Origin of the sequence: Enterobacter cloacae complex sp. IR5402 (assembly GCF_049238125.1) — a bacterium.
Taxonomy (GTDB): domain Bacteria; phylum Pseudomonadota; class Gammaproteobacteria; order Enterobacterales; family Enterobacteriaceae; genus Enterobacter; species Enterobacter hormaechei_C.
In genome coordinates, this window is the sequence record NZ_JBMKHO010000007.1 from 54,112 (window position 1) to 66,046 (window position 11,935).

Genomic DNA, 11,935 nt, shown 5'->3' on the forward strand with positions numbered 1-11,935 from the left:
TTTAAGTCCTTTGTAAACATGATCGGGCGGCAGCAACCACCGCCTGCCCGAAGGAGATCGCTCCGTCACCTGCGGGCAGGCGCGAAGGAAAAAGAAGCGTGAAATCAGAAAGGTAATGACGAAGGCGCGCGCGCAGCAGGCGGTTGTGAAGGACGCCGCCGCTGAAGCACACCGTAGAGAGCGACCGTCGGCGGGCATGCGTTGCCGCCAGTTCGCTCAGCCCTTTTGCCAGCGCATCGTGAAAGGCCCAGGCGCGCTCGCCGGGCTCCGCCCGCCAGGCCAGCCACTGCTGCCAGAACAGCGCAAGGTTATCCGTCTGGAGCGTCACCGGATGATCAACCCCTGCACAGCGTTCGGCCAGCGCCTCCAGCCGGCACGCGGCTTCGCCCTCATAGCGTTGCGTTTCAATGCCCAGCGCACAGGCCACGGCGTCGAACAGACGACCACAGGAGGAGGCCCGCGGCGCATTGATACCGCGCGACACCGCCGTTGCCAGCAGCGGCCAGTTTTGACGCTGTACCACCTCAGTTTCCGGGTACTGCTGCCAGTCAGGTACGAACGCCAGACAGTGGGCGAGCAAATTGCGCCACGGCTGTTTTGCCGCCAGATCGCCCCCCGGCAGCGCAACGGCTGGCAGACCGCCCAGCCGTTCGCAGTCGCGATAGTTCACCCGCAGGCACTCGGCGCCCCACAGCGCGCCGTTCTCGCCCATGCCGATCCCGTCCAGCGTCAGGGCAATAACATCCCCGCCGTCGAGCGGCCAGCCGTTCTCCGCCAGACACGCTGCCGCATGCGCATGATGATGCAGCACGGTCTCAACGGGCAGCGCCTGCGTCCGGGCCCACTGTCGGGCGTGATATCCCGGATGGGCATCGCACACCACACGCTCTGGCTGGAAAGCGTAGATCTCCTGCATCGTCGAGAGCGCACTGCGCCACTGCGCCTCTACGCCCTCGTCGCTCAGATCGCCAAAATGCTGGCTCAGCACCGCCTGGTTGCCACGTACCAGGCAGAAGGTATTTTTCATCTCCGCGCCGGTGCATAACATGGGCGGGATGTCGCGGAATCCGGCGGGCAATGTGATGGCATCCGGCACAAAACCGCGTGCGCGACGCAACATCGTGCCCTCCTGGTCCATCACTGAATCATCCATCCGTTGCAGGATGTCGCGGTTGTGCAGCAGGAAGCCGTCAGCGATGTCACTGAGTTCTTCCAGCGCCTGCTGGTTGTTTATGACGGGTGGATGGCCACTTAGGTTGCCGGAGGTCATCACCAGCGGACGCTGACAGTCCAACATCAGCAAATGCTGGAGCGGGTTCGCAGGCAACATCACGCCGACCGTATTCAGCCCCGGCGCAATCTCCTCAGGAAACGCTGGAAGGCAGGCTTTTGGCGTCAGCATAATCGGCGCAGCGGGTGAACGTAACAGCGTCTGGATGGCCTTCGGCAGATCGTTCGCATGCGGGATCATCACCGCCAGCGGCCTGGTCGGGCGCTGCTTGCGTGCCCGTAATTTCCGAACCGCCTGCGGGTTAAGCGCGTCGCAGACCAGGTGAAAACCGCCCAGCCCTTTGACCGCCACAATCCCGCCGCCTTCCAGCATCGCCACCGCCGCGCTTAACGCCGATTTGCGGGCAGCAGCAGCCTCCCCGGCTCGCCACTCCAGCTGCGGCCCGCAGTCCGGGCAGGCAACCGGCTGGGCGTGAAAACGCCGATCAGCCGGGTTGCGGTACTCCGTTTCACAGGGCACACAGAGCGGGAATGGCGCCATTGACGTGGCCGGGCGATCATAGGGCATGGCGCGGATAATGGTAAACCGCGGCCCGCAGTGGGTGCAGTTGATAAACGGGTAGCGGTAGCGACGTTCGCGGGGATCGCGCATCTCCGCCAGGCAAGCGGGACAGGTGGCGGCATCCGGGACGATTTGCGTGTCCATCGCCCCACTCTCGCTGTGGCGGATGACAAACTCGTCCGGCAGCGTATTCCAGCTGTACGGCTGCGTTTCAACGCGATCGATGCGCGCCAGCGGTGGGCAGTCCTGGCGCAGTCTCGCGGTAAAGTCACCCCCACTACCCGCGAGACGCACCAGGACACCCTCTCCGTCGTTGCAGACATCGCCCACAAGCTTCAGCCGGTGCGCCAGCTGCCAGACGAAGGGCCGAAACCCCACGCCCTGCACCTTGCCGCGCACCCGCAGCTGAACGCCGTTGCTGCTCATACGGTTCAGAACAGCAGTGATGACGAGGTGTCGAACGCCGCGCGGCGACGTTTTTCGGCACTCATCTGTTCGAGCTTGTCTCGATCGACGCAGACCAGCGCGTGCGTCGGACAGGCTTCCATACACGCCGGACCGGCGTCGCGGTGGTAGCAGAGGTCACATTTATTGGCTTCGGCTTTCTCCGCGCGCACGCTCAGCCCGATACCGCTGTTGCGAACCACCGGGCGAACCACCACCTCCATCGCGCCATACGGACACGCCACCACACAGGTTTTGCACCCGATGCAGCGCTCCTGCATCACATGCACGAAGCCTTTCTCGCGCTTAATCGCCCCGTTCGGACAGACGTTGGCGCACGGCGCGTCTTCACACTGGCGACAGATAGCGGCGGTAGAAATATTCACGCCTTTAATGACGTGGATGCGCGGCAGAAAGGTATCAGGGGTGAGAGAGGCGCAATCCTGCTCTGCCTGATGGGACACCACGCACGCCACTTCACAGGTACGGCAACCAATGCATTTGCTGGCATCGGCCATAATAAAACGGTTCATCTGCTTCTCCGGCATAACTGTTATGCGCGAAGCTATTCATAAACCGTGCCAATATTTAATGCGTTGATTTTAAAGCGAAATAAAAAGAAGTAGTTCTGTCATCGTCATTAGTGACGATGACAGATGTCGACGTCAGCGATGCGGGCCGTCAATAACGGAGTCGCGCAGGATAAGCTCGCCGGAGAAGGTTTGCTGAAGCTTAAACTCACCGCCGTCGAGCATGAAAATCAGGCGGCTGATGGTCTCCTGGATCATCTCCGTTACCGGAATACGCACGCTGGAGAGGGACGGCACGATATAGGGCGCGATTGCCACGTCGTCAAAGCCGATGACGGACACCGCGCCCGGTGTGGCGACGCCGCTCTCATGCAGCTGCCTGATGGCGCCAATCGCCATATCGTCGTTACTCGCCACCAGCGCGGTAAACGCTTCGCCGCGGGTGAGCAGCTGAGAGACCGCCGCCGCGCCGCTGGCCGGGCTCCACTTCCCTTCGGCGATCAGCGCGTCGCGAACTGCAATCCCGTGCTGCGCCAGCGCGTCCCTGTAACCGGAAAGACGCTCCACCCCGGTGGGTGAATCCAGCGAACCGGTGATAAACGCAATCTCCCGGTGGCCTTTCGCGATCAGCTGCGATACCGCGTCCTGACACGACGCTTTATGATCGGACCAGACGCTGTGGCTGCTGTTTTTCCGCAAACGGCGGTTGAGCACCATGATCGGCTGCTCGCATTTCTCAATGATCTCGTCCAGCGCTTCCACGCTCAGAAAACGCGGGTAGATGATCACCGCGTCGCAGCGCATGTCGAGCAGATACTGGATCGCCTCGCGCTCCTCTTCGGCGCTGTGCTTGCCGTCCGCCAGGATCAGCTGGCGCCCCTTCTCTTCCGTCATCCGCGCGGCGTTAAACAGCAGCTCGCTAAAGTAGACCCCATGGTACAGGGTGTTCGTCACCACCAGCCCCAGGGTCTGGGTGCGTTTGGTCGCCAGGTTTCGCGCCAGCAGATTGGGGCGATACCCGCTTTCTTCGATGGCCTGAAACACGCGGTCTTTCGTCTCCTGGCTGACGTAACCGTTCCCCGACAGCACCCGGGAGACCGTCGCTTTCGACACGCCTGCCCGCTTCGCCACTTCCAGCATGGTGGTCATAGTGTTATTCCATTCAAAACCGATGAGCCGCAGTGTACTTCACCGCAGAAAAATTGTCGCAGCGACGTTATCACGCTTTTTACGGCCACGAGTGATCGTTATCACGAAACGAAAAAATGCATAAAAAGCGATCTTGTTTCATTAAAAGGAACTCATGATGATTATGTGAAACCGGTTTCCTACACTTCTCACAACGATAACAGGATCACATCCGATGGCAAAAAATTACGCTGCGCTGGCAAACGACGTTGTTAGCGCGCTGGGCGGTAAAGAGAACATCGTCGCCGTCACCCACTGCATGACGCGCCTGCGCTTCGTTCTGAAAGACGAAAGCCTTACCGACACCGCGCGCCTGAAAAGCATCAGCGGCGTGCTCGGCGTGGTGCGCAACGACAACCAGTGCCAGGTGATCATCGGCAACACCGTGTCCCAGGCATACCGTGAAGTGGTGAGCCTGCTGCCCGCTAACCTGCAACCTGCCGTAGCGGAAGGTCCACAGAAGCTCACGCTGCGCCGGATTGGCGCCGGGATCCTCGACGCGCTGATCGGCACTATGTCTCCGCTGATCCCGGCGATCATCGGCGGGTCGATGGTCAAGCTGCTGGCGATGATCCTTGAGATGACCGGCGTGCTGGGCAAAGGTGACCCGACGCTGACGATCCTGACCGTTATCGGCGACGGCGCGTTCTTCTTCCTGCCGCTGATGGTGGCGGCTTCCGCAGCGGTGAAGTTCAAAACCAACATGTCCCTGGCAATCGCCATCGCGGGCGTGCTGGTTCACCCGAGCTTTATCGAGCTGATGGCCAAGGCCGCGCAGGGCGAGCACGTTGAGTTCGCGTTCATTCCGGTGACGGCGGTGAAATACACCTATACCGTTATCCCGGCGCTGGTGATGACCTGGTGCCTGTCGTACATCGAACGCTGGGTGGATCGCATTACCCCGGCGGTGACGAAAAACTTCCTCAAGCCGATGCTGATCGTGCTGATTGCCGCCCCGCTCGCCATCGTGCTGATTGGCCCGCTGGGGATCTGGATCGGCAGCGCCATCTCCGCGCTGGTCTACACCATTCACGGCTATCTGGGCTGGCTCTCCGTTGCCATTATGGGCGCGCTGTGGCCGCTGCTGGTGATGACCGGGATGCACCGCGTGTTTACGCCGACCATCATCCAGACCATTGCCGAAACGGGCAAAGAAGGGATGGTGATGCCGTCGGAAATCGGCGCCAACCTGTCGCTCGGCGGTTCATCGCTGGCGGTAGCGTGGAAAACCAAAAACCCGGAGCTGCGCCAGACGGCGCTGGCCGCGGCGGCCTCCGCCATCATGGCGGGGATCTCTGAACCGGCCCTGTACGGCGTGGCGGTACGCCTGAAGCGTCCGCTGATTGCGAGTCTGATCAGCGGCTTTATCTGCGGCGCGGTGGCAGGAATGGCCGGTCTTGCCAGCCATTCGATGGCGGCGCCGGGGCTGTTTACCAGCGTGCAGTTCTTCGACCCGGCCAACCCGATGACCATCGTCTGGGTGTTTGGCGTGATGGGTCTGGCAGTGGTGCTGTCGTTTGTGCTGACCCTGCTGTTAGGGTTTGAGGATATCCCGGTAGAAGACGAAGCCGAAAAAGCACGCGCCCTGCAAACCGCACCGGTACAGAACAAAGCAGCAGAAGCATAAACTGAAAGCGAGGTAAGAATGTCTGTTTTTCCACAAGGATTTTTATGGGGCGGCGCGCTTGCCGCCAACCAGAGTGAAGGGGCTTACCGTGAAGGCGGCAAAGGACTGACGACGGTCGATATGATCCCCCACGGCGCAAACCGCCTGGCGGTAAAAGTCGGCAAGGAAAAACGGTTTTCGTTGCGGGACGACGAATTCTACCCGAGCCACGAGGCGATTGATTTTTACCATCGCTACAAAGAAGACATCGCCCTGATGGCGGAGATGGGCTTTAAGGTGTTCCGCACCTCGATTGCCTGGAGCCGCCTCTACCCGAACGGCGACGAACCGCTGCCGAATCAGGAAGGCATTGCCTTCTACCGCGCGGTGTTCGAGGAGTGCAAAAAGTACAACATCGAGCCGCTGGTGACCCTCTGCCACTTCGACGTGCCGATGCACCTGGTGACGGAGTACGGCTCATGGCGCAACCGTAAGATGGTCGATTTCTTCGCCCGCTACGCCCGCACCTGCTTCGAGGCGTTTAACGGGCTGGTGAAATACTGGCTGACCTTCAACGAAATCAACATCATGCTGCACAGCCCGTTTTCCGGCGCGGGACTGGTGTTTGAGGAAGGCGAAAACGAAGACCAGGTGAAATACCAGGCCGCGCACCACGAGCTGGTGGCGAGCGCGCTGGCGACCAAAATTGCCCACGAGGTAAACCCGGAAAACCAGGTCGGCTGCATGCTGGCGGGCGGTAACTTCTACCCCTACTCCTGCAAGCCGGAAGACGTGTGGATGGCGCTGGAGAAAGACCGCGAGAACCTGTTTTTTATCGACGTGCAGGCGCGCGGCAGCTATCCGGCCTACTCTGCCCGCGTGTTCCGCGAAAAAGGCGTCGTGATTGTGAAAGACCCGGGCGATGACGAACTGCTGAAAAATACCGTCGACTTTGTCTCGTTCAGCTACTACGCCTCGCGCTGCGCGTCGGCGGACATGAACGCGGGCAACACCAGCGCGGCGAACATCGTGAAGTCCCTGCGCAACCCGCACATTCAGGTGAGCGAGTGGGGCTGGGGTATCGACCCGCTCGGCCTGCGCATCACTATGAACATGATGTACGACCGCTACCAGAAGCCGCTGTTCCTGGTGGAAAACGGCCTGGGAGCGAAAGATGTCATTGATGAAAACGGCGAGATCAACGACGACTACCGCATCAGCTACCTGCGCGAGCACATCCGCGCGATGGGCGACGCGATTGAGGACGGCGTTCCGCTGCTGGGCTACACCACCTGGGGCTGCATCGACCTGGTCTCGGCCTCAACCGGGGAGATGAGCAAGCGCTATGGATTTGTCTACGTCGACCGCGACGACGCCGGGAACGGCACGCTGGAACGGAAACGCAAGAAATCGTTCGGATGGTATAAGAAGGTGATTGCGAGTAACGGGGGGGATCTCGAGTAGCCTGTTGCCCTCACTCCAGCCCTCTCCCACAGGGAGAGGGAGATGGGTTTGGTAGGCCGGGTAAGGCGAAGCCGCCACCCGGCACTGCTCAGAGCGGAGAAAAACCTCCATCTCCAACCCACCCGGCAAGCCGTGAATACACCCCCTCCACCGCCTCTTTCACCGGCGGCGTCATCGGGTAATAAAACCCGACAATATCCGGCTGAATGCCCAAAAACAGCACCTCGCCCACGTCGTCTTTGATCTGATCCACCAGGTAGTTCAGCGGCATATTGTGGGTGGTCATCATAAACATCTCGGCGATGTCGTCCGGGTCAATCAGGCGGATCTCGCCGGGGTTAAGCCCCATATCGGTGGCATCGACGATTAACAGCCTTTCCGGATGCAGTTCACGGATGGCGACCACGTCGTTTTCCGGCGCGCTGCCGCCGTCAATCACCACCCAGTTGCCCGGCGGGTTTGCGGCGCACAATTCCGCCAGCAGCGGACCCGCGCCGTCGTCGCCCATCATGCTGTTGCCGACACACAGTAAAACGTCAGTCACGTAATCTCCTCACCATCAGGTAGATGGCGCTCTCCTGATGAATATCGTGCAGCATGCCGAGCAGCGTTTTGCTCCACGCCTGCTGCGCCGGGGTTTGTACGCTCAGCGCCGCGTCAAAGGCGTTAGCGAGCATCGCAATGTGGTTGGCGTCGATGACGATCTCGCCATACTTCGGCACGCCCTCCATCTTGCGCCGCGCCGTACTGCCCTCCTCCAGCGTGGCGATCCACGCCAGGTATTCCGGCCACGGGCAGGTTAACGCCGCCTCCAGGCAGTCGATCACCCCGAGGTGGTGCCCAATCGCCAGGCTGTAATAGACCACCTGCTGCGCCGCATCCGGCGTGGCATCGTTCTCATCAATAAACTTACGGCTCAGCTGGCTGAACACAACCGTTTCACTCATCGGATACGCGCCTCATCCACAATGTTGTTCAGGTTCGCCACGATCTCATTGAGACGCGGATCGTTCTCGGCCTCCAGCCAGCGCGCTACCTGATGGTCGCCCTGGCTGAGCAGACGCAGATAATCGTCGGCAATCTGGCGTCCGTAGCGGTAGCCCGCCAGCCTGCGTGCCGTGCGGTCGATCTTCACCCGCAGCGGTTGCACCATATCCGGGTGCAGGATAGTGGCTGGCTGGTTGTCCAGCTCGCCTGGCTCGCGGGCGTGGATCTTCTGCTCCAGCAGGCCGAGCGCCATGGCAAAACCGTACAGCGTGGCGGCGGGCGTCGGCGGGCAGCCCGGAATGTAGACGTCCACCGGCACGATTTTGTCGGTGCCGCCCCATACGCAGTAAAGATCGTGGAAGATGCCGCCGCTGTTGCCGCAGGCGCCGTAGGAGATGCAGATTTTCGGATCCGGCGCAGACTGCCAGGCGCGCAGCGCAGGCGAGCGCATCGCGCGGGTGACCGCGCCGGTGAACAGCAGGATATCCGCGTGGCGCGGGGACGGCACCACCTTGATGCCGAAGCGCTCGGCGTCAAACAGCGGCGACAGCGTAGCGAAGATCTCAATCTCGCAGCCGTTGCAGCCACCGCAGTCCACGCGATAGACGTAGGCCGAGCGTTTGATTTTTTTCAGCAGCGACGCCTTCATGCTGGCGATGGACTCCTCCACCGTCAGCGGCACCGGAATGCCGTTAGCGTCGCGCGGGCCGAGTAAGTTTTCCATCAGCTGGCCTCTCTCATATGGCGGGTTAAATCGATGCGGCCAGACGGCAGCAGGCATTTCTGACGCTTGCACTCCGGGCAGGTTTCGAAGCTTTCACGGTGATGCTCCGCGCGGACGTCGCCGTTGTGCTTCAGCAGCGCGATGGCGTAGTCGATCTCTTTTTGCACGGCGAACGGACGCTTGCAGACGCGGCAGTTGCACAGCGCAAAGCGCGATTGCTGGAGGAAGTCCTCTTTTTTCCACACCGCCAGCTCGTACTCCTGAGACAGGCGAATGGCGACCGTCGGGCAGACCTCCTCGCAGCGGCCGCAGAAGATGCAGCGCCCGAGGTTAAACTGCCAGGCCAGCTCGCCGGTTTTCAGGTCCGTTTCCACCGTTAAGGCATTCGACGGGCAGGCGTTGACGCAGGCCGCGCAGCCGATGCACTGCTGCGGGTTGTGCTCCGGCTTGCCGCGAAAGTTTTTATCAACCGGGATCGGCTCCAGCGGATAACTGCTGGTCTGCGCGCCGGTTTTGATCACTTTTTTGATAAAGGTAAACATGGCGAATCCTTATTTCAGCGGCGAGTTCTTACGCTCGATGCTGTAGCGCTCAAGCTCTTTGTACGGCACCACCTGGCTTTTCTTCTTGCGCACGTCCACGACGGTCATGCGGTCGGTGCAGGAGTAACACGGGTCGAGGCTGCCGATGATCAGCGGCGCGTCGGAGACCGTGTTGCCGCGAAGCATGTAGCGCAGGGTTGGCCAGTTGGCGTAGGTCGCCGCACGGCAGCGCCAGCGGTAGAGCTTCTGGTTGTCGCCGGTCATGCTCCAGTGGATGTCGTCCCCGCGCGGCGCTTCGGCAAAGCCGAGGGCAAAGCGGTTTGGAATGTAGGTGAAGCCTTCCACCATCAGCGGGCCGCCCGGCAGGTTATCGAGGCCGTAGTCGATCATGTTCAGCGCGGTGAACACCTCGTTGATGCGCACCTTCAGACGGGAGATGACGTCGCAGCCCTGCTCGCTGTGCACGGTCATCGGCAGCAGGCCGTAGCCGACGAACGGGTGATCGGCGCGGGTGTCGCGGGCGTGGCCGCTGGCGCGCACCATCGGACCAACGTTACTGAAGTCGCGGGCGATTTCCGGGTCAAGACGACCAATCCCGACGGTGCGCTGCTCAATGTTGGGCGTGCTGAGCAGCATATCCACCAGCTCCTGCACGTCCCGGCGCATCTGCTGCGCCAGCTGGCGGGTCTGGATCATGTCGTCTTTCAGCAGGTCGCGGCGGATCCCGCCGATCAGGTTCAGGCCGTAGGTTTTACGCGCCCCGGTAAGGATCTCCGCCATCTTCATCGACGCCTCGCGCACGCGGAAGAACTGCATAAACCCGGAGTCAAATCCGACGAAATGGCAGGCCAGGCCGAGGTTCAGCAGGTGCGAGTGCAGGCGCTCCACCTCCAGCAGAATGGCGCGGATCATCTGCGCGCGTTCCGGCACCACGATCCCCATGCCGTTTTCCACCGAGGTGGTGTAGGCGGTGCTGTGGGCAAAGCCGCAGATGCCGCACACGCGGTCAGAAAGAAACGTGACTTCGTTGTAGCCCATGCGGGTCTCCGCCAGCTTCTCCATGCCGCGGTGGACGTAGAACAGGCGGTAGTCGGCGTCGATAATGTTCTCGCCGTCGACGAACAGGCGGAAGTGGCCCGGTTCGTCAGAGGTAACGTGCAGCGGGCCAATCGGCACCACGTTATTCTTCTTGCTGCCCAGCTCGTTGATGAACTCGTAGGTTTCGCTGTCGGTGGTTGGGGCTGGGCGCTGGCGGTAGTCCATGCTGTCCTTGCGCAGCGGATAGAGTTCATCCGGCCAGTCGTCCGGCAGCACCAGGCGACGCTCGTCAGGCAGGCCAACCGGCACCAGGCCGTACATGTCGCGCACTTCGCGCTCGCCCCAGACGGCGGCGGGCACGCGCGGCGTGACGGACGGGTATTCCGGTTTATTCGGGTCGACCTCGACGCGCACGGTGATCCAGCACTTCTCGCCCTGCTCCATCGACATCACGTAGTACACCGCGTAACTGCCGCACAGCTGGCGCTCGTCGTTACCGAACAACACCGACAGCCAGCCGCCCTGCTGGTAGTAGAGAAACTCCACCACTTCCGGCAGATAGTTCACCTTAATGGTGACGGTGATCTGGTCTTTGGTTTGCCAGGACTCCTCCAGCACCACGCCCGGGAAAGCCTGATGCAACGCGGCGAGATACTGCTGACCTTTCTTTTCTTCAGACATAAACACTCTCTTTAATCACGCCACCAGCAAGGAGACGAACGCTAAAAATGCAAAACCAAAACCAGCCCAGGTAATGCGTGACGTTTCGACAAAACGCAGGCGCGCCATGCTGTTTTCAAACAGGGCAATGACCAGCACGCCGATAAGCAGCTTGAGCACAGCCACCACCACGGCCAGCAGCAGGCCGCCCGCAGAGAAGTTCGTCATCTGCCCCCACGGGAAGAAAACGCCGACGAACATCTGCAACACCACCAGCTGCTTGAGACTGATGCCCCACTTCAGCACCGCAAAGCCGTAGCCGCTGTACTCGGTGAGCGGCCCCTCCTGTAATTCCTGCTCCGCTTCCGCGAGATCGAACGGCAGCTTGCCCATCTCGATAAACGTGGCGAACGCGCAGGCGCAGAGCGCCAGCACCAGCGGGAGCGAACGTGAAACCGGCCAGTGGTAAACGGTGTCGGTGATGAAACTGATGTGGGTCGAGCCTGCAACCTGCGCGGCGACCCACAGCCCCAGCAGCAGAATTGGCTCAACCAGCACGCCGAGCATCGCCTCGCGGCTGGCACCGATACCCGTAAACGGGCTGCCGGTGTCCAGGCCCGCAATCGCAAAGAAGAAACGCGCGATGGCGAAGAGGTAGATCAGCGTAATCAGATCGCCCAGCACCGGCAGCGGCGACGCCACCGTCACCACCGGCAGCGCGGTGGCGATGGTCAGCATCACGCCCACCATCACAAACGGCGTCAGGCGGAACACCCAGCCCGCGGCATCCGGCGCGACGCTCTGACGGGAGAGCAGTTTGAAGAGATCGCGGTACTCCTGGAGCACGCCAGGTCCGCGACGGTTGTGCAGCCGGGCGCGCGCCACGCGCGTGATGCCCGACAGCAGCGGCGCGGCGGCGAACAGCACCAGCGCCTGAAGAATTGCCAGTAACAGACTCAT

11 protein-coding genes are annotated in these 11,935 nt (G+C 61.3%); 2 read left to right on the top strand and 9 right to left on the bottom strand.

Annotated elements, in window-relative coordinates:
* Position 1: 1 nt before the first annotated feature.
* From hypF to ACOTXL_RS13575, 3 genes are all read right to left on the bottom strand, one after another.
* Positions 2-2,218, bottom strand: a complete 2,217-nt coding sequence (hypF, locus tag ACOTXL_RS13565) for a carbamoyltransferase HypF (RefSeq protein ID WP_045350944.1) — start codon at positions 2,216-2,218, stop codon at positions 2-4.
* A 5-nt stretch (positions 2,219-2,223) separates the two neighbouring features.
* The gene (hydN, locus tag ACOTXL_RS13570) at positions 2,224-2,769 is read right to left on the bottom strand and encodes an electron transport protein HydN (RefSeq protein WP_017382793.1); all 546 of its coding nucleotides are present in this window, start codon (positions 2,767-2,769) and stop codon (positions 2,224-2,226) included.
* Between the two features lie 132 nt (positions 2,770-2,901).
* Positions 2,902-3,915 (bottom strand): LacI family DNA-binding transcriptional regulator, encoded by a 1,014-nt coding sequence (locus tag ACOTXL_RS13575; RefSeq protein ID WP_022651738.1) that lies wholly within the window; start codon positions 3,913-3,915, stop codon positions 2,902-2,904.
* Positions 3,916-4,129: 214 nt separating this feature from the next.
* Between ACOTXL_RS13575 and ascF the strand changes: the two genes are divergently transcribed.
* Together ascF and ACOTXL_RS13585 are read left to right on the top strand one after the other, a co-directional pair.
* Positions 4,130-5,581, top strand: a complete 1,452-nt coding sequence (ascF, locus tag ACOTXL_RS13580; protein WP_023314719.1) for a PTS cellobiose/arbutin/salicin transporter subunit IIBC — start codon at positions 4,130-4,132, stop codon at positions 5,579-5,581.
* An 18-nt stretch (positions 5,582-5,599) separates the two neighbouring features.
* Entirely contained in the window at positions 5,600-7,024 is a 1,425-nt protein-coding gene (locus ACOTXL_RS13585) for a 6-phospho-beta-glucosidase (RefSeq protein WP_045350945.1), read from the top strand.
* 88 nt (positions 7,025-7,112) lie between these two features.
* Here the strand turns inward: ACOTXL_RS13585 and hycI are convergent, their stop codons facing one another.
* Genes hycI through ACOTXL_RS13615 form a run of 6 tightly spaced genes read right to left on the bottom strand, consistent with a single transcriptional unit; the run spans position 7,113 to position 11,935 of the window.
* A complete protein-coding gene (gene hycI / locus ACOTXL_RS13590) occupies positions 7,113-7,568 on the bottom strand; it encodes a hydrogenase maturation peptidase HycI (protein ID WP_045350946.1) in 456 nt (151 codons plus the stop codon).
* Complete coding sequence (locus ACOTXL_RS13595) at positions 7,561-7,971, bottom strand: formate hydrogenlyase maturation HycH family protein (protein ID WP_003862143.1); 411 nt, start codon at positions 7,969-7,971, stop codon at positions 7,561-7,563. Before ACOTXL_RS13595 ends, hycI begins: the two co-directional genes overlap by 8 nt.
* The gene (locus tag ACOTXL_RS13600; protein ID WP_003862141.1) at positions 7,968-8,735 is read right to left on the bottom strand and encodes an NADH-quinone oxidoreductase subunit B family protein; all 768 of its coding nucleotides are present in this window, start codon (positions 8,733-8,735) and stop codon (positions 7,968-7,970) included. The genes ACOTXL_RS13595 and ACOTXL_RS13600 overlap by 4 nt, the downstream gene beginning before the upstream one ends.
* Positions 8,735-9,277, bottom strand: a complete 543-nt coding sequence (locus ACOTXL_RS13605) for a formate hydrogenlyase complex iron-sulfur subunit (RefSeq protein ID WP_045346947.1) — start codon at positions 9,275-9,277, stop codon at positions 8,735-8,737. The genes ACOTXL_RS13600 and ACOTXL_RS13605 overlap by 1 nt, the downstream gene beginning before the upstream one ends.
* A gap of 9 nt (positions 9,278-9,286) precedes the next feature.
* Positions 9,287-10,996 carry a formate hydrogenlyase subunit HycE gene (hycE, locus tag ACOTXL_RS13610; RefSeq protein ID WP_022651741.1) on the bottom strand — a complete coding sequence of 570 codons (1,710 nt, stop codon included), beginning with the start codon at positions 10,994-10,996 and terminating at the stop codon, positions 9,287-9,289.
* Between the two features lie 15 nt (positions 10,997-11,011).
* On the bottom strand, positions 11,012-11,935 hold the full coding sequence (locus tag ACOTXL_RS13615) for a respiratory chain complex I subunit 1 family protein (RefSeq protein ID WP_045346945.1): 924 nt from the start codon (positions 11,933-11,935) through the stop codon (positions 11,012-11,014).